17 protein-coding genes and 1 riboswitch are annotated in these 17,943 nt (G+C 62.5%); of the genes, 11 read left to right on the top strand and 6 right to left on the bottom strand.

Annotation, left to right across the window (positions count from 1 at the left end; translation table 11 throughout):
- Positions 1-32: 32 nt before the first annotated feature.
- Positions 33-992: a LysR family transcriptional regulator gene (locus LA321_RS06115; RefSeq protein ID WP_042071418.1), complete on the top strand. Its 960-nt coding sequence runs from the start codon at positions 33-35 to the stop codon at positions 990-992.
- On the opposite strand, the gene trpS is transcribed toward LA321_RS06115, so the two are convergent.
- Both trpS and LA321_RS06105 read right to left on the bottom strand, forming a co-directional pair.
- Positions 971-1,984 (bottom strand): tryptophan--tRNA ligase, encoded by a 1,014-nt coding sequence (gene trpS, locus LA321_RS06110; protein ID WP_042071421.1) that lies wholly within the window; start codon positions 1,982-1,984, stop codon positions 971-973. The genes LA321_RS06115 and trpS overlap by 22 nt on opposite strands.
- Positions 1,985-2,179: 195 nt before the next feature.
- Positions 2,180-2,614 (bottom strand): universal stress protein, encoded by a 435-nt coding sequence (locus tag LA321_RS06105; protein ID WP_026456230.1) that lies wholly within the window; start codon positions 2,612-2,614, stop codon positions 2,180-2,182.
- A gap of 388 nt (positions 2,615-3,002) precedes the next feature.
- Here LA321_RS06105 and fabV point away from each other — a divergent pair, with 388 nt between their 5' ends.
- The 7 genes from fabV (at position 3,003) to LA321_RS06070 (ending at position 10,882) form a co-directional block, all read left to right on the top strand.
- On the top strand, positions 3,003-4,190 hold the full coding sequence (gene fabV / locus LA321_RS06100; RefSeq protein WP_042071422.1) for an enoyl-ACP reductase FabV: 1,188 nt from the start codon (positions 3,003-3,005) through the stop codon (positions 4,188-4,190).
- Between the two features lie 93 nt (positions 4,191-4,283).
- Positions 4,284-4,808, top strand: coding sequence for a non-heme ferritin (gene ftnA, locus LA321_RS06095; protein ID WP_042026793.1), 525 nt, complete (start codon positions 4,284-4,286; stop codon positions 4,806-4,808).
- 167 nt (positions 4,809-4,975) lie between these two features.
- On the top strand, positions 4,976-6,160 hold the full coding sequence (locus LA321_RS06090; protein ID WP_042071424.1) for a BaiN/RdsA family NAD(P)/FAD-dependent oxidoreductase: 1,185 nt from the start codon (positions 4,976-4,978) through the stop codon (positions 6,158-6,160).
- A 232-nt stretch (positions 6,161-6,392) separates the two neighbouring features.
- Positions 6,393-7,028 (top strand): leucine efflux protein LeuE, encoded by a 636-nt coding sequence (leuE, locus tag LA321_RS06085; RefSeq protein WP_026456335.1) that lies wholly within the window; start codon positions 6,393-6,395, stop codon positions 7,026-7,028.
- 149 nt (positions 7,029-7,177) lie between these two features.
- Positions 7,178-8,851 carry a sensor histidine kinase gene (locus LA321_RS06080; RefSeq protein WP_042071426.1) on the top strand — a complete coding sequence of 558 codons (1,674 nt, stop codon included), beginning with the start codon at positions 7,178-7,180 and terminating at the stop codon, positions 8,849-8,851.
- Positions 8,845-9,576 carry a LytR/AlgR family response regulator transcription factor gene (locus LA321_RS06075; protein ID WP_042071428.1) on the top strand — a complete coding sequence of 244 codons (732 nt, stop codon included), beginning with the start codon at positions 8,845-8,847 and terminating at the stop codon, positions 9,574-9,576. The genes LA321_RS06080 and LA321_RS06075 overlap by 7 nt, the downstream gene beginning before the upstream one ends.
- A 109-nt stretch (positions 9,577-9,685) precedes the next feature.
- The gene (locus tag LA321_RS06070) at positions 9,686-10,882 is read left to right on the top strand and encodes an L-lactate MFS transporter (protein ID WP_042071431.1); all 1,197 of its coding nucleotides are present in this window, start codon (positions 9,686-9,688) and stop codon (positions 10,880-10,882) included.
- Positions 10,883-10,955: 73 nt separating this feature from the next.
- Here the strand turns inward: LA321_RS06070 and LA321_RS06065 are convergent, their stop codons facing one another.
- From LA321_RS06065 to LA321_RS06050, 4 genes are read right to left on the bottom strand one after another with little or no spacing between them, the layout of a single operon-like run.
- Positions 10,956-12,080 carry a 5-(carboxyamino)imidazole ribonucleotide synthase gene (locus LA321_RS06065; RefSeq protein ID WP_042071432.1) on the bottom strand — a complete coding sequence of 375 codons (1,125 nt, stop codon included), beginning with the start codon at positions 12,078-12,080 and terminating at the stop codon, positions 10,956-10,958.
- Positions 12,077-12,586, bottom strand: a complete 510-nt coding sequence (gene purE / locus LA321_RS06060) for a 5-(carboxyamino)imidazole ribonucleotide mutase (RefSeq protein ID WP_042026785.1) — start codon at positions 12,584-12,586, stop codon at positions 12,077-12,079. Before purE ends, LA321_RS06065 begins: the two co-directional genes overlap by 4 nt.
- Before the next feature lie 59 nt (positions 12,587-12,645).
- The gene (locus LA321_RS06055) at positions 12,646-12,948 is read right to left on the bottom strand and encodes a P-II family nitrogen regulator (protein ID WP_026456329.1); all 303 of its coding nucleotides are present in this window, start codon (positions 12,946-12,948) and stop codon (positions 12,646-12,648) included.
- A gap of 4 nt (positions 12,949-12,952) precedes the next feature.
- Positions 12,953-13,879 carry a sodium-dependent bicarbonate transport family permease gene (locus tag LA321_RS06050; RefSeq protein ID WP_042071434.1) on the bottom strand — a complete coding sequence of 309 codons (927 nt, stop codon included), beginning with the start codon at positions 13,877-13,879 and terminating at the stop codon, positions 12,953-12,955.
- Positions 13,880-13,989: 110 nt separating this feature from the next.
- On the opposite strand from LA321_RS06050, the gene LA321_RS06045 reads away from it, so the two are divergent.
- The 3 genes from LA321_RS06045 (at position 13,990) to murI (ending at position 17,937) form a co-directional block, all read left to right on the top strand.
- Complete coding sequence (locus LA321_RS06045; protein WP_042071436.1) at positions 13,990-14,892, top strand: LysR family transcriptional regulator; 903 nt, start codon at positions 13,990-13,992, stop codon at positions 14,890-14,892.
- A 36-nt stretch (positions 14,893-14,928) separates the two neighbouring features.
- A riboswitch (cobalamin riboswitch) is annotated at positions 14,929-15,106 on the top strand.
- 52 nt (positions 15,107-15,158) lie between these two features.
- Positions 15,159-17,024 (top strand): TonB-dependent receptor domain-containing protein, encoded by a 1,866-nt coding sequence (locus LA321_RS06040; RefSeq protein WP_042071439.1) that lies wholly within the window; start codon positions 15,159-15,161, stop codon positions 17,022-17,024.
- Positions 17,025-17,133: 109 nt separating this feature from the next.
- Entirely contained in the window at positions 17,134-17,937 is an 804-nt protein-coding gene (gene murI / locus LA321_RS06035; protein WP_042071441.1) for a glutamate racemase, read from the top strand.
- Positions 17,938-17,943 lie beyond the last annotated feature (6 nt).

Raw genomic sequence — 17,943 nt, 5'->3', positions numbered from 1 at the left:
GAATTGTTGGCATTCAACTATGGTCATTATCGATGGAAACCTCCCTCTCCCGCCTCGACCTTAACCTGCTCACCGTGTTCGACATGCTGATGCAGGAGCGCAACGTCACCCGTGCCGCCGAGCGGCTGCACCTCTCCCAGTCCACCGTCAGCCACGCCCTGGGGCGGTTGCGAACGGCGCTCGACGATCCGCTGTTTGTCATGAGCCGGCGCGAGATGATGCCGACCGAGCGGGCCAAGGCGCTGGCCGGGCCGGTGCGTCAGGCGCTCGCCATGCTGGAGCAGGGGTTGCGTCAGGCCAAGGGGTTCGATCCTGCCAGCGCACGACGGATCTTTCGCATCGCCACCCCGGGATCGGTAGAGCATGGTCTGGTTCCTGTGCTGGTGGACCGGTTGTACCGGCAGGCGCCTCACTGTCGGCTGGAGGTGTGCGAGCTGGCGGACAGCGACTACGAACGGGAGCTGGAGAAGGGAGAGCTGGATCTGGTGATCGGGTTTGCCGGTGCCAACCACCTCTCGCCCCGGCTGTGGCGCGAGGACTGGTTCAACAACCCGCTGGTCTGCCTGTCACCGCTGGGCAGTGAACTGCCCGATGCGCTGGGCCCGCGCGAGCTGGTCAGCCGACCCCATATCCACACCTCCAGCTGGGGTCACAGCCAGGCCATGGTAGAGCTCTGGCTGGCCCGGTTCGGGGTGGAGCGTGAACTGGGGGTCAGGTTGCCGAGCTTTATGGCGGTGCCGCCGCTGATGGCGACCGGCCGCTATCTTGTTGTGGTGCCCGAGATGATCGGGCGCCACTTCTGCCGCTACTATCCACTGCGCCTCCATCAGCTGGATCCCGCCATCCCCATCGTCTATCTGATGGCGGGCCACCCGCTCACCGCCCACGACGAGGCGATCGGCTGGTTCAAGAGTCTGCTGCACCGGATCGCCTTCGACCTCTATGGCGACGATGCGCTGGGCTCTCCTGCTCAGCGCAGCCTGGCGAAGTAGTCGAGTCCCAAGGAGCCCTTCACCTCGGCCAGCACCTCGCCGGTGAGAAGGCGGGCTTGCTCCGTGCCCTGATAGAGCAACGCCAGCAGGCTATCTTTGTCGGCGATGGCGGCCTGGCGCCGCTCCCGCATGGGGGCGAGCAGGGTTTGCAGGCAGTCGTTGAGCACCTGCTTGCAGCGTATGTCCCCCAGGCCGCCGCGCTGGTAGTGGGCCTTCATCTCGGCCACCAGCGCCTTGTCGGGGTGGAAGGCATCCAGATAGGCGAACACAATATTGCCCTCCACCCGCCCCGGATCGCTCACCCTGAGGTGGTCCGGGTCGGTATACATGGCGAACACCGCCTGTTTGATCTCGTCGCTCGACATGCCGAGCTCTATGGTGTTGCCGAGGGACTTGGACATCTTGGCCTTGCCGTCTATGCCGGGCAGGCGGCCAGTGTCGCTCAGGATCGGTTGGCATTCGGTCAGCACCTCCCTGCCCACCAGGGTATTGAAGCGGCGCACTATCTCGTTGGTCTGCTCCAGCATGGGCAGCTGATCTTCACCCACCGGTACATGGGTGGCGCGAAAGGCGGTGATGTCGGCGGCCTGGCTGACCGGGTAGACCAGAAAACCGGCCGGCAGGCTGCGCTCGAACCCTTTTTGCTGGATCTCCGCCTTGACGGTGGGGTTGCGCTCCAGCCGGGCGACGCTGACCAGATTGAGGTAATAGGTGGTGAGCTCGGCGAGGGCGGGCAGGGCACTTTGCAGGCAGAAAGTGGTCTTGGCGGGGTCGAGACCGGCGGCCAGATAGTCGGCCATCACTTCCAGCACGTGATCGGTCACCTTGGCCGGGTTGTGGCCATTGTCGGTCAGCGCCTGCAGATCGGCGATCATCACGAACTGGCGGTAATGGTGCTGGGCCTCGACGCGCTGGCGCAGTGAGCCGACATAGTGGCCTATGTGCAGTTTGCCGGTGGGGCGATCGCCGGTCAGGATAACGGGGTTTTGCATGTCACTCTCTCCAGTTGGGGGTGGGCCGGGAGGCGACAAGGGAGTAAAAACAGTTGACCGCCTCTCGGCGGTCACGGTGTTTTCTTCGGGAAAATTTCACATAGAAAAGCAGTGCCGCCTGTTTAGAAGCAGCACCACCAGTAGTTGTGAGTGAAGATGGTCATATTCATGGCAAATCAAGCTACGCCTGTTTGATCACTTCTGCAAGGGCACCACCAGCAGATCGCAGGGCACAGTATTCATCAGCTGGCGGGCGCTGGAGGTGAGCAGGCTCCAGAAGCTCTGGCGATGGCCGCACACCAGCAGGTCGATCTGGTAATCCTTGACCGCCTGGTTGACCCGCTCGCTGAGGTCGCCGCAGATCACCAGCTTCTTCTCGATGGGGTAGTCCACCGAGGCCAGGAAGGTTTCCAGCTTCTCCTTCGCTTCGGCGATCACCTGATCCTGCACGTTGTCGATGTCGATATCGATCATCTCGGTGTAGAGGTCCTTGAGGTCCACATCGACATGGATCACCGACAACTTGGCGCCGTTGGAACGGGCCCGATCGACCGCCTTCTCGATCACCTTGCGGTTGTCTTCCGACAGATCGATCGCGGCCAGAATGTGTTTGTAATAGGTTCCACTCATGGGAGTTCTCCTCACTGATCCTGAGCCCACTATACCAATCTCCGCTGAAACTAAAATGGTGCCGAGGGCACAGTTTAGGGATTTGAACGGGCTTGAATGGTTGTCGGGAGCGTGCGCTTGCTCGCAGCAACAGCATTGTTTGTACATTAAATAAACAATAGTTTGAAGCGGGTCACATCCCCCGGCTTGCTCGGCGGCAGGGAGAGGCATAGGATGTGCCCGTGCTTCGCAATGAACACAAAACAACAAAAAGCATTTGAATACCGCTTTGGGGAGCCTCGGCTCCCTTTTGTTTTTCTGTCGTTTTTCTTCTCCGGAATCCGTCCGGTATCAAGGTAATCTCCCTGCGCTTGGTTATGCTGTAGCCAATTCCCTTGGAGACACCGTCATGATCATTACTCCCCAGATCCAGGGCTGCGTCGCCCGCAACTGCCACCCCATCGGCTGCCGGGCCGCCGTGCAGCAGCAGATCGCCAGTGTCAGGGCCGCAGGCCCGTTCAACGGGCCCAAACGGGTGCTGGTGCTGGGGGCCTCGTCCGGTTTCGGGCTGGCGTCGCGCATCGCGCTCACCTTCGGCGCTGGGGCCGATACCATAGGTATCTCGTTCGAGCGCGGCCCCTCCGACAAGGGGCTTGGCAGCGCCGGCTGGTACAACAACATCTGGTTTCGGCAGGCGGCGGAGCAGGCCGGGCGCATCGCCATCAACCTGATCGGGGACGCTTTTTCCGACACCATGCGCCAGCAGGCCATCGAGACCATTCGCCAGCAGCTCGGGCAGGTGGATCTGGTGATCTACTCGCTGGCGAGCGGCATCCGAGTGTTGGCCGATGGTGCTCAGGTGCGCTCCGTGCTCAAGACCACGGGCCAGCCCTTCAGCGGCTGGGGGCTGGATCTGGAGCGCGATGCCCTGGTGCAGCAATCCCTGGCGCCGGCTACCCCGGAGGAGATCCGCGATACCGTCACCGTGATGGGGGGCGAGGATTGGCAGCTCTGGTTGCAGGCGCTGCAGCAGGCGGATTGCCTGGCGCCCGGAGCCCAGACGGTGGCCTACTCCTATATCGGCCCCGAATCGACCTATCCCCTCTATCGGGATGGCACCATTGGTTATGCCAAGGAGCATCTGCACGCCACCGCCGAGACCATCAACCTGCAACTGGCACAAATCGATGGCCACGCCTGGGTGTCGGTGTGCAAGGCGTTGGTGACCAAGGCGAGTGCCTATATTCCGGTGCTGCCTGTTTATCTCGGCCTGCTGATGGGGGTGATGAAGGAGCGCGGAGTGCACGAGGGCTGCATCGAGCAGATGCAGCGGCTGTTTGCCGGCAAGATGTACGGGCCCAATGGGGTGGTGGCCGATGGCAACCGGCTGATCCGGATGGATGACCACGAGCTGGATCCGGCCATTCAGGCCGCCGTCTCGGCGCTCTGGCCCAAGGTAACGCCGGACAACTTCCACGCCTTGGGGGATTTCGCCGGCCTGCGCCGGGATTTCATGCAGCTCAATGGTTTCGAGCTGACTGGCGTGGATTATGGTGCGCCCGTGGATGTCGCCTCGCTCACCGAGCTGATCCCTTAAGCGAGCAGGAAATGGGATCTCCCTCCCGTTGGCGGGTTGATTCGCAACCTGAGTGTGGCGACAATCGATACCAAATCACAGTGGAGAATCAGTATGTTGGCCCAACCCATGATCGAAAAGTTGAACGAACAGATTAACCTGGAGTTCTACTCCTCCAATCTTTATCTGCAGATGAGCGCCTGGTGCGAAGACAAGGGCTTCGAAGGGGCCGCCACCTTCCTGCGCCAGCACGCAGTCGAGGAGCGCCAGCATATGGAGCGCCTGTTCACCTATGTGAGCGAGACCGGTGCCATGCCCAAGCTGGGTGCCATCGACGCGCCTCCCCACGAGTTCAAGTCGCTGGGTGACGTGTTCCGCACCACCCTGGAGCATGAATACCACATCACCAAGTGCATCAACGGCCTGGCTCACGTGGCCTTCACCACCCAGGACTACTCCACCTTCAACTTCCTGCAGTGGTACGTGGCCGAGCAGCACGAAGAGGAGAAGCTGTTCAAGAGCATCGTCGATCGCCTGGGTCTGGTGGGCGAGGATGGCAAGGGCCTCTACTTCATCGACAAGGAGCTGGCCGAGCTGGCCAAGGGCGCGCCGGCCAGCATCATGGACAGCAACGCCTGATAGTCGTGGACACTTAGTGTTCAGCCAGTACAATGACGGCCCTTTTACGGGCCGTTTTCTATTGTCTCGGGGCGAAAACCGCAGTGGTGGTGGCCGCCGGGCACAATGGCGACCCTGCTGTATTTCTCCGGACCGTGTTGGTTGGTCGTTTGATGAGTAAGGCTGTGATGATGCAAGTGGATGTGGTGGTGATCGGGGCCGGTGCGGCCGGGCTGATGTGTGCGGCGCAGGCGGGCTATCGGGGCCGCTCCGTGCTGGTACTCGACAATGCCAAGAAACCGGGCCGCAAGATCCTCATCAGCGGCGGTGGCCGCTGCAACTTCACCAACCATCAGGCGGGGGCCCACGCCTACCTCTCCGCCAATCCGCACTTCAGCAAGTCGGCGCTGGCCCGTTACACCCAGCAGGATTTCATCGATCTGGTGGACCGCCACGGGGTCAACTATCACGAGCGCACCCTGGGGCAGCTGTTCTGCCTCGAGAGCGCCAAGGATATCGTCGACGTGCTGCTCACCGAGTGCGACTGGGCCGGGGTGACCTTGCAGTGTCAGACCGAGATCCTCTCCGTCAGCAAGGGTGACGAGGGCTTCGTGCTGGCGACCAGCAAGGGAGAGGTGCGTTGCCACTCGCTGGTGGTGGCCACCGGCGGCCTCTCCATGCCCAAGCTCGGCGCCACCCCTTATGGCTTCAAGCTGGCGGAGCAGTTTGGCCTCAAGGTACTGCCGACCCGTGCCGGTCTGGTGCCCTTCACCCTGCATCAGGCCGAAAAAGAGGCCTTTGCCGATCTGGCGGGCATCAGCCTGCCGGTGGCGGTGACCGCCGAGGATGGCACCCGCTTCAAGGAGGCCATGCTGTTCACCCACCGCGGCCTCTCCGGCCCCGTCATTCTGCAGATCTCCTCTTACTGGCACGCCGGCGAGAAGATCCACATTAACCTGCTGCCGGAGCTCGATATTGCGGCCGCCCTGCGGGAGTGGGCCCAGGCCCATCCGGCCCAGGAGCTGAAAACTGTGCTGGGACGCGAGTTGCCCAAACGCTTCGTCGACAAGCTGGTGGAGCTGGGCCAGCTCGACAGCAAGCCGATGCGCCAGTACAACGAGCGGGAGCTGGAAGCCATCGCTGCCCTGCTGGGAGACTGGCAGATCCTGCCCAACGGCACCGAGGGGTATCGCACCGCCGAGGTAACCTTGGGGGGCGTCGACACCAATGAGCTCTCCTCCAAGACCATGGAGGCGCGCAAGGTGCCCGGCCTCTACTTCGTCGGCGAAGTGGTGGATGTGACCGGTTGGCTCGGCGGCTACAACTTCCAGTGGGCCTGGTCCTCCGGCTGGGTCGCCGGTCAATACTGCTGATCGCCGGCGGTGCTGTGACTGCCGCCGGTTTACTAACGGAATAGGGCATGTTTGCCGCTTTTTTATGCGGCGGTTTCCGACCTGCCAGAGATTGGTATAGAGTGGTTGTTCACTCTTTTATCCGGGAGGGCGCCTCTGCACAGGTGTCCTCCGTCTCTCGGGGGCAACATGTACGAACGCTTGGATGGCATTGATGTCGCGGCCTGGTCGATGACAAGAACGGAGGTGGCCGATGTTTGAGAGCCTGGGGGTCATCAACGTCTGGACCTATCTGGTGGGTCTTTTCTTCATCATCATAGCGCCGGGCCCCAACTCGTTTTACGTGCTGCGCACCGGCGCCAGCCGTGGCATAGGGCCGGGATATCGCGCCGCTCTCGGGGTATTCGTCGGCGATGCCATCCTGATCTTCTGCGCCTATCTGGGGGTTGCCTCCCTCATTCGCACCACCCCCCTGCTGTTCACCCTGGTGCGCTACCTCGGCGCCATCTATCTGCTCTATCTGGGAGTGAAGATACTGCACGCCAACTTCATCGCCAGACGGGAAGGAGAAGAGTCCGAGATAGACGCGGGAGAGCGCTATTTCAGCAAGGCCCTGACCCTGAGCCTCACCAACCCCAAGGCGATCCTGTTCTACGTCTCCTTTTTTGTGCAGTTCATCGACTTCAACTATGCCCACACCTGGCTCTCCTACCTGGTGCTGGCGGGCATGCTGGAGGCAATGAGCTTCGTCTATCTGAGCCTGCTGATCTTCGGCGGTACCCTGATGGCCCGTTTCTTTGCACGCAAGGTGCGCCTCGCCAAGCTGGGCAACGGTCTCATCGGCCTCTTCTTTATGGGGTTTGCGGCCAGGTTGGCCACCCTCTCCTGATGAGGATTGTTTGTCAGGCCCCGCGTGTTGGTGCGGGGCTTTTTCGTTTCTGGCGCGGTGACTCGCCCTCTCTCCTTGATCCCGGTCAGCGGTGACCGAGCTCACAATCCCTATAGTGGGCTCCCACTTGTTGCGGTCTTGAGGTATCCATGCTTGAAAATCAGATGATGCTGCTGGCGGTGTTCGAACGGGCCGCCCTGATGCTGATGACCCTGTTCTTCCTGACCCGTACCCGGCCATTCCAGCGCCTGTTTCAGAAGCGGGATCACACTCCGGCCGAACTGGTGCTGGTCGCCGCCATCTTCTGCCTGTTTGCGGTGTTCAGCACCTATACCGGCATCCCCATAGAGGGGGCGCTCATCAACGTGCGGATCATCGCCATCATTTCGGGCGGCATCCTGTTCGGCCCCTGGGTCGGCATTCCGGCCGGGGTTATCTCCGGCCTGCACCGCTATCTCATCGACATGGATGGTCACACTTCCATCCCCTGCCTTATCGCCAGCATCATCGCCGGTCTGCTGGCCACCTGGCTGCACCTGAGATGCCGCAAGTCGCGGCTCTGGCTCTACGGCATTCTGGCGGGGATGGCCTGCGAGGGGCTGACCATGCTGCTCATCTGGCAGCTGACCGAGCCCCATGCGGTGGGGGTGGAGATCGTCAACCACATAGCCTATCCGATGATCGCCGGGACGCTATGCATCGGCCTCATCATCAAGCTGGTGCAGGATCTGGATGACGAGAAGGAGCTGATCGCCGCCAAGCAGGCCAAGCTGGCGCTGGATATCGCCAACCAGACCCTGCCGTTTTTCCAGAACATCAACCGCCACTCCCTGAGCCAGGTGTGTGACGTCATCCGGCGCGAGATCAGCGCCGATGCGGTGGCCATCACCGATACCCATGACGTGCTGGCTTATGTGGGGGTGGGCAAGGATTACTACGCGCTGGACGAGCATCACGCCATCAGCGCCATGACCCGCAAGGCGGTGCTGCTCGACCAGATCATCATCAACAACGATCTGCGCCAGTATCACCTCTCCGATTTCCACTCGGTCATCATTATTCCGCTGCGAGAAAACGGCGCCGTCAGCGGTACTCTCAAGATCTACTATCGCCGCACCCACAGCATCACCAGTTCTCTCAAGGAGATGGCGGTGGGCCTCTCCCAGCTCATCTCCACCCAGATGGAGGTGTCGCGCATCGAGCAACTGAAAGAGATGACCCGCAAGGCGGAGTTCACCGCGCTGCAGAGCAAGATCAACCCGCACTTCCTGTTCAACGCTCTCAACGCCATCTCGTCGCTGATCCGCATCCGTCCCCAGCAAGCGCGCCAGCTCATCGCCAACCTGGCGGACTACCTGCGTTACAACCTCAACAAGGGGGACACCCTCATCGACATCCAGGAGGAGTTGCAGCAAGTGCGCGACTACGTGGCCATCGAGCAGGCCCGCTTCGGCGACAAGCTGGAGGTGGTGTTCGAGGTGGATGACGTGCATATCCAGGTGCCGAGCCTGCTGTTGCAGCCGCTGGTGGAAAACGCCATCCTGCACGGCATCCAGCCCCGCAGCGCGCCGGGCCGGGTCACTATCGAGGTGAAACAGCTGGCTGGGGGCATCCGGGTGGCGGTGCGGGACACGGGTTACGGCATCAGCCAGGCAGTGATCGACGGGGTCGCCGCCGGCCGGGTGGAGAGCCGCAGCATCGGCCTGATGAACGTGCATCAGCGGGTCAAGCTGCTCTATGGCGATGGCCTGCACCTCAAGCGGCTGGAGCCGGGTACTGAAGTAAGTTTCTATCTGCCGGATCAGGAGTCGATGCCATGCTGAAAGCCATCATAGTGGAAGATGAATACTTGGCCCGCGAGGAGCTCATCTATCTGGTGAATCAGCACAGCCAGATCGAGATAGTGGCGAGCTTCGAGGACGGGCTGGAGGCGTTCAAATACCTGCAGGATCACGAGGTGGACGTGGTGTTTCTGGATATCCAGATCCCCTCCATCGACGGCCTGCTGCTGGCCAAGAATCTGCACAAGTCGAGCCATCCGCCCCACATCGTCTTCGTCACCGCCTACAAGGAGTTTGCGGTGGAGGCGTTCGAGCTGGAGGCGTTCGACTACATCCTCAAACCCTACAACGAGCCGCGCCTCATCAGCCTGCTACAAAAGCTCGAGCTGGCGGGCAAGTCGCAGACGGGGCAGGGGAACGAATCGGGCACGCCACACAATCGCACCGTCAACCTGGTGAAGGGGGAGCGCATCATCGTCACCCCCTGCGAGCAGATCTACTACGCGGAAGCCGACGAGAAGCTGACCCATGTCTACACCCGCGATGACCGTTACGTGATGACCATGACCCTCAGCGAGTTCGTCAGCCGGCTGCCTGCCGAAGGGTTCTTCCGCTGCCACCGTTCCTACTGCGTCAACATCAACAAGATCCGCGAGATAGTGCCCTGGTTCAACAGCACCTATCTCATCCGACTCCATGACCTGTCGTTCGAGGTGCCGGTCAGCCGCAGCAACATCAAGGCGTTCCGTCAGCTGATGCGGCTCTGATTGTCATTCATTCCCGCCGATCTGCATTTCATGCCTTAATCGGTCGGCGGGAGTGGCGTCTTGCCTATAGTGGCCCCAGTTTCCTTAAGGCCATTGACCGAGACGCATCATGACCATCGATCTGAATCGCACCCGCTACCTCACCCTGTTGGGGACCATCATCACCCAGTTTGCGCTGGGATCCGTTTACACCTGGAGCCTGTTCAACGCCCAGCTCTCCGACAAGCTGGACGAGCCGGTGAGCCAGGTCGCCTTCGCCTTCGGCCTGCTTAGCCTCTCCCTGGCGGTGGCCTCCTCCATGGCGGGCAAGCTGCAGGAGCGGTTCGGGGTGCGCAACGTCACCCTGGGGGCCGGCGTGCTGCTCGGCATCGGCTTCTTCCTCACCGCCCACGCCAGCAACCTGGCCATGCTCTACCTCTGCGCCGGCATCCTGGTCGGTTTTGCCGACGGCACCGGCTACCTGATGACCCTCTCCAACTGCGTGAAGTGGTTCCCGGAGCGCAAGGGGCTCATCTCCGCCTGCTCCATCGGCGCCTATGGCCTCGGTAGCCTGGGCTTCAAGTACATCAACCTGCTGCTGCTCTCCAGCAACGGCCTTGAGACCACCTTCCAGCTGTGGGGGCTGATCGCCATGTCCATGGTGCTGGTGGGTGGCATGCTGATGAAGGATGCGCCCAAGCAGGTCGCCGCCGTGCAGCAGAGCGAGAGCCGCGACTTCACTCTGGCCGAGGCGATGCGCAAGCCCCAGTACTGGATGCTGGCGCTGATGTTCCTCACTGCCTGCATGAGCGGTCTCTACGTCATCGGCGTGGCCAAGGACATCGGCGAGAAGATGGTGGGTCTGCCAGCCGTGGTCGCCGCCAACGCCGTCGCCATCATCGCCATGGCCAACCTGGGTGGCCGTCTGGTGCTGGGTATCCTCTCCGACAAGATGTCCCGCATCCGGGTCATCACCATCGCCCAGCTGATTACGCTCGGTGGTATGGGATTGCTGCTGTTCGTGCCGCTCAACGCCAACCTCTTCTTCGTGGCAGTGGCCTGTGTGGCGTTCAGCTTCGGCGGCACCATCACAGTCTACCCCTCGCTGATGAGCGACTTCTTCGGTCTCAACAACCTGACCAAGAACTACGGCGTCATCTATCTGGGCTTTGGTCTGGGCAGCATCATCGGCTCCATCGTAGCCTCCCTGTTCGGCGGCTTCATGGCGACCTTCAACCTGATTCTGGTGTTGCTGGTGGTGGCGCTGGTGCTCTCCCTCACCATCCGCCTGCCGGCTCCCGTCGCGGCCTCTGCCGAACAAGCCTGACTCTTCGTCTAAGACTGCACCATAAAAAAGACCCGGGCCAATGCCCGGGTCTTTTCGTTGGTACCTGCGACGCTTAGCGCGGCGGCAGGCCCAGCAGGGCGCGCAGCTGGTGCGCGGTGGCCTCGACCGTCGGCCAGTCGCGGCCGGTGACGGTGACGTGGCCCATCTTGCGGCCGGGGCGGGCCTCGCCCTTGCCGTAGAGGTGCAGGTGCACCCCGGGCAGGGCCAGGGCGCCGGCCCAGTCCGGGGTGCCATCTTGCCACAGATCCCCGAGCAGGTTGAGCAGGATGGCGGGTTGCACCTCGGCCTTTGCCGGCAGGGGCAGATCGCACAGGGCGCGCACTTGCAGCTCGAACTGGCTGCAGCTGGCGTTGTCGATGCTGGGGTGGCCCGAGTTGTGGGGGCGGGGGGCCATCTCGTTGACCAGCAGCTGGCCGCCGACCAGGAAAAACTCCACCGTCAGTACGCCCACGTAGTCGAGGGCGGCGATGATGTGTTCGGCGATGCGCTGAGCCTCGGCCTCCAGGGCCGGCACGTTGGCCGGGGAGCGGGTCTGATCCAGGATGCCGCCGCTGTGCCAGTTTTGCACCAGGGGCAGGGCGCTGATGGCACCGCTCGGGCTGCGCGCCAGCGTCAGGGCAAACTCCCCTTCCAGTGGCAGGCGCTTCTCCAGCACGCAGGGCACGCCGCTGGCGGTCAGGGCCGCCGGCAGTTCGCTGGCCTGGTGAATGGTCCACTGCCCCTTGCCGTCGTAGCCCTCGCGGGCGGTCTTGAGGATGGCGGGGAAGAGGTCGTCCGACAGGGCCGGCAGCGGCTCGTGGGGCAGCAGGGTCAGGTTCGGCGCGACGGGCACGCCGGCGCGGGCCAGGAAGGCTTTCTCTTCCCGGCGATCCTGACAGACGCGTACTGCGCTCGCGGCCGGGTGCACCGGCTTGTGCTGTTCCAGCAGGGCCAGGGAGGCGGCGGGCACGTTCTCGAACTCGCAGGTGATGGCGTCGCAGCGGCGGGCCAGCTCGACCAGGGCATCGGCGTCGTCATAGGCAGCGATGATCTGATCGTCGGCAGCGGCGCCGGCGATGCTGGCGGGATCCGGATCCAGCACGATGACCTGATAGCCGAGGCGGTGGGCAGACATCACAAAGTAGCGGCCGAGCTGGCCGCCGCCGAGCATGCCGAGGGTCGCGGGAGGCAGTATCATGCCGGCTCCTCCAGGGTGAGGGCCAGCACCCGATCGCGCTCCTTGGCGCGGAAGCCGTCGAGCTGCTGATGATAACGGGGAGCGTCGCCGTCCTGAGCGACGGAGAGCAGGGAGACTGCAAACAGGCCGGCGTTGGCGGCACCCGCCTCGCCGATGGCGAAGGTGGCGACCGGTACGCCCTTGGGCATCTGCACGATGGAGAGCAGGGAGTCCATCCCCTTGAGCTGGCGGGTCGGGATCGGCACGCCCAGCACCGGAATCGTGGTCTTGGCGGCCAGCATGCCCGGCAGATGGGCGGCACCGCCGGCACCGGCGATGATGGCGCGCAGGCCGCGTTCGCGGGCGCTGGCGGCGTATTCGAACAGCAGATCCGGGGTGCGGTGGGCCGATACCACGCGCGCTTCGTAGGGAACCCCGTGCTCCTTGAGGATGCGGGCGGCCGCTTGCATGACGGGCCAGTCAGAGTCAGAGCCCATTACCAGGCCGATCAGGGGAGGGGTGCTCATTACTACTCCTTGCAGTCAAACGTTTGTCTCTGGTTGGCAAAACAAGCCGGCATGCCGGCTCAGAATTTCTCGGGTCGCACTATTTCGACCGTTTGCAGGAACGCAATCATAGCGTAATCGGGGTAGTAACGGATCTTAATATGTTCCATCAATCGCTCGGCCTGCTCGCGAGTGCAGATCGCCTCCAGCCTGATATTGCCGCTTTCGCTCCAGCTGGCGTTGCGTTCACCATGGTCTCCCCGGCCCCGGGCATCCGTGATGGTGTAGCCGCGCAGCCCTTCACGGGTCAGGGTGCGCAGCAGGGTGGGTTCCAGGGTGGCCTCTGTCACTATGGTCAACAGGGTGCGGGTCTCGGTCTGCATATGGCTACTCCATGAAGTGGCGGGCCCAGCTGTGGTAGAGCGGGATCCCCAGCATGATGTTGAACGGGAAGGTGACCCCCAGCACGGCGCTCAGCGACAGCCCGGGATTGGCCTGGGGCAGGGCGATGCGCAGGGTGGCGGGCACGGCAATATAAGAAGCGCTGGCGGCCAGGATGGCAAGCAGGGTCAGTCCGCCGAGGGAGAGCCCCATCAGCTTGCCGACGGCCAATCCCAGTCCGGCCGAAGCGAGCGGCATCAGCAGAGCGAAGCCGAGCAGGAACAGACCGTGACGGCGCAGGTCCTGGCACTGGCGCGCGACAATGAGGCCCATTTCCAGCAGGAACAGGGCCAGCGCTCCCTTGAAAAGGTCGACAAAGAGCGGTTTGAGGGGAGCGACCCCTTCCGGGCCGGCCAGATAGCCGATGGCCATGCCGCCGAGCAGCAGGGTGACCCCCTTGCCGAGGAAAGTCTCGTGGGCCAGCATCCGCCAGCGGGTCTGGCGACTCACACCACGCGCCAACACTATGCCGACCAGGATGGCCGGGATCTCCATCACCGCCAGGAAGATGGAGAGCTGGGATTCGAAGTCGATGCCGCGCTCGGTGAGCCAGTTCACCCCGACCGCGAAGGTGGCCACGCTGACCGAACCGTAGTGGGCGGCGGTGGCGGCAGCATCGATCCGGTTCATCTTAATGCGCAGCAGGACAAAGCCGAGCAGGGTCTGCACCACGCCGAGCAGGATCACCAGCGCCAGCTGGGGCAGCAGGGGGAGCAGGGATTGCTGGGCCAGCCCGACGCCGCCCTTGAGGCCGATGGCCAGCAGCAAAAAGAGAGAAAGGGTATCGTAGAGGGCGGGCGGTAGTTTGAGCTCGGAACGCACCAAACCGGCCAGCAGGCCAAACAGGAAAAAGAGAACAACAACATCCAACATGATGACTCGCGGGAGCAGTCCACAGGGTGGTTGCATGCTAGAGTGCATGATGCTTCGATAAAATCAGATTTTGATTGATGGTTGTTCGGTAAAAACTGATAAGGGGTCCGATGCTCAACTACAAACAGCTCTACTACTTCTGGCATGTGGCCCGCAGCGGTGGCGTGACGCGGGCGGCGCAGCAGTTGCATCTGACCCCGCAGACCATCAGCGGCCAGGTGGCCGAGCTGGAGCAATCCCTCGGCGTGGCGCTGTTCAACAGGGTCGGCAGGCGGCTCGTGCTGACGGCGGCCGGGCGCCAGGCGCTCGAACAGGCCGGGGCCATCTTCTCGCTCGGTGCCGAGCTGGAGCACTCCTTGCGCCACGCCAGCCAGGAGCTGACCATGCAGGTGGGGATTACCGCGTCAGTCCCCCGCACCCTGGCGTTCGAACTGCTGGCGCCGGCCATGGCACTGGCGACCCCGCTTCGGCTGATCTGTCATGAGGAACGGCCAGACCAGCTCTTCAGCGAGCTGGCCAGACACAAATTGGACATGGTGCTGACCGACCGCCCGCTGCCCCCCGACAGCGGCATCCGCGGCTATAACCACGAGCTGGGGCGCAGCCCGCTGGCCCTGTTTGCCAGCCCGGCGCTGGCGGCGCAGGCCCGCAAGGGGTTTCCCGCCGCGCTGGAGGGGTTGCCCGTGCTGATCCCGGGTGAAAAGTCGGTGACCCATGATCGCTTGCTGGCCTGGTATCACCAGCAGGGTATCCATCCCCACCTGGTCGGCCAGTTCGATGACTCCGCCCTGATGAAGTCGTTTGGCAAGGCGGGGATGGGGATCTTTCCGGCTCCGCTCGCCATGGGGGAGGAGATAACCCGCGTCTATGGTGTCGAACGGATTGCCACCCTGCCCGAGGTCGCCCTCTCCTACTATCTGGTCTCGGCCGGTCGTCATCTCTCCCACCCCGGCGTGAAGGCGGTGATGGAGGGGGCCGGCCAGCGATTGGCGGCACTGGAAAATAAAAAATAGAAATCTGGATGGCTATACATCCGATATGCGTCTGCCTATAATCCCCCCCGCTTTGGCGCATCATGCTTAATAGGGAATCCGGTGAAAATCCGGAGCTGGCGCGCAGCGGTAAGGGGGAACGAAGCGACATCAGGGCACTGCCGTCAGGTGGGAAGCCGTCGCCGTAGGTCATCAGCCCCCCAGCCCGAAGACCTGCCAGAGTTCGTATTTCGGGCCGAGAGAAACCGGCCACGAAGTAGATGCTTACGCGAACTTAAGGATCTCTCATGTCCAAGAAATTATTGGCGGCTGCCCTGTTGCCGACGGCGGCATTTGCCCAGCAGCTGACCATTCCTGTCAATCCTACCATGGTGGTGACCGCCACTCGCGTCGCCCAACCCGCCTCCAGCGTACTGGCTCCCGTCAATGTGATCAGCCGGGACGAGATCGATCGCCTGCAAGCCCAGACTGTGACCGATGTGGTCAAGACCCTGCCCGGCGTGGAAGTGGTCAGCAATGGTGGCCGCGGTCAACTGAGCTCGCTGCGGGTGCGCGGCGGTACCTCTTCCCAGACGCTGGTGCTGGTAGACGGCGTGCGCAGCGCCTCCCTGACCGCCGGCATGACCGAACTCAACAACCTGCCGCTCAATCAGGTCGAGCGGATCGAATATATTCGCGGCCCGCGTGCATCCATCTATGGCTCCGATGCCATCGGCGGGGTGATCAACATCATCACGCGCCCCGAGCAGGGCACCAACCAGCACAAGTTCAACCTGGGGGCTGGTTCCAATCAACAGCGCCAGGCGGCGTTCAGCAGCGCCAGCCAGGTGGGCGAGGCGGGTCAGCTCAAAGTCGCCGGCGGCTTTGACGACGAGTCCGGCTACAACGTACATCCTCTGCCCGGTATCAATGATGGCGATCGTCATGGCCACCGCGGTTATAACGCCATGCTGGACTATCAGCAGGCGCTCACTGGCAACTGGGATCTGTTCGGGACGACCCGCTGGTTCCGCAACGTTGCCCAGTACGACAGTTCGTCCGCTGCTTCCGCCTGGGGGCCGGCGAATCATCAGCGTAACGAAACCTGGACCGAGAACCAGAGCTACCAGCTCGGTTCCCGCTATCACGATGATCGTTACCTGAGCGAGCTGCGCGGTGCCTTTTCCAAGCAGGACGCTTACGACTATCCGGACAACAGCGGTCGCGATCAGGCTGTTAACCGCACCTATACCCGCCAGTACAGCCTGAACTGGGTCAACAGCTTCAAGGTGAACGAGTTCTGGACCCTGGGTGGCGGGGCCGACTGGCAGCGCGACATGCTGGATGATCGCTCCCGCTCCTCCGGCGCCACCTATCCGGCTGACGCCAAAGAACGTGACAACACCGGCCTCTATGCCCTCGCCCAGTTTGACAACCAGACCTGGCAGGCCGAGTTGAGCGGACGCAGCGACGACAACGAACAGTTTGGCCGTCACAACACTTGGCAGACCGGAGCGGGCTGGCGTTTCGCAGAGGATTACCGTCTCAGTGCCCGTTACGGCACCGGCTTCCGTGCACCGACTTTCAACGATCTCTACTATCCGGGCTCCGGCAACAGCAAGCTGAAGCCGGAAGAGTCGAAGAGCAGCGAATTGATGCTGGATGGTCAGACCGCCGGGGTGGAGTGGCGCCTGACTGGCTATCGCAACGATTTCGAGCAGATGATCCAGTGGGCTCCCGATAGCCAGGGGATGTGGACGCCGCAAAACGTGGGCAAGGCACGGATCGAAGGGGTCGAGCTGGAAGGGGAGTTCGCTACCGGCTGGTTGAGTCATCGGGTATCTGCCGAATACAAGGATCCCAAAGACAGGATCACCGACAAACAGCTGCAGCTGATATCCCGCAAGGGCGCCAAGTGGGTAACAGAGGCGCAGTGGCAGCAGTTTGACGGCTCCCTGAGCTGGATTTACCAGGGCGAGCGCTATGGCAACGCGGCCAACACCACCGAGCTGGGTGGTTACAGCGTGTGGAATCTGGCGGTGGGTTACAAGGTGACGCCGGCGCTGAAGGTTTCCGGCAAGATCAACAACCTGCTGGACAAGGAGTATCAGACCGCGGTCGGCTATCCGGCCGATGAGCGCGCTTACTACATCACCATGGATTACTCCCTGTAAGCCCTATCCGTCTGATCGGAAAAAACCGAGGCCCTGCCATTGGCAGGGCCTTTTCTATTGGCCGCAGCCGGGAGTATGATCGCCCCCTTGCACCAAAGGGGGAGCTCAAGTGGCCAATATTCTCGTGTTTGATTCCGGTATGGGTGGCCTCACCATCTATCGCGAGATCCGCCGCGTCCTGCCGGCCCACAACTATTTCTACTGTTTCGACAACGCCAACTTCCCCTACGGCGAACTGAGCGAACCCGAGCTGATCGCGGCCTGTACCGGTCTGGTCAGTCACATGGTGACAGCGCATGCCATCGATCTGGTGGTGATCGCCTGCAACACAGCGAGCACCATAGCATTGCCCGCGCTGCGTGCCGCACTGGCCATTCCGGTCGTGGGAGTCGTGCCCGCCATCAAGCCGGCAGCCGCCCTGACCCGCAATGGTTGCATCGGTCTTCTGGCAACGCCCGGCACGGTCAGCCGCCACTATACCCAGGAGTTGATCGCCCAGTTTGCCCCCGGCAAGCGGGTGCTGCTCAAGGGCACGACAGAGCTGGTCATCGAGGCCGAGCACAAGCTGGCAGGACTGCCGGTCAACATGCCGCTGCTGCGCGAAGTCCTGGCTGAGTGGCTGGAAGGGGAGTGCACGCCGGATACGCTGGTGCTGGGTTGTACCCACTTCCCGTTATTGAATGAGGAGATCCAGCAACTGATGCCAGGGTGCCGGCTCGTCGATTCGGGTTGCGCGGTGGCCAAACGGGTGGCCTGGTTGCTGGCCAACGGGGGCCATGCCGCTTCCGGCCAGATCCACTGTAATGAGGTGATTGCTCGGGCTTATTGCACCCGGCTGGATGGGGAGGCTCAAAAACTGACAGCCCCCTTGCAAGCATGGGGGCTGTCATCACTGGAAGAGGTACGTTACTGAGATATT

Source organism: Aeromonas enteropelogenes, from assembly GCF_020097295.1.
GTDB classification, from domain to species: Bacteria; Pseudomonadota; Gammaproteobacteria; order Enterobacterales; family Aeromonadaceae; genus Aeromonas; species Aeromonas enteropelogenes.
Note: the sequence above shows the minus strand (reverse complement) of the source record. Positions and strands in the feature narration are given on the sequence as shown.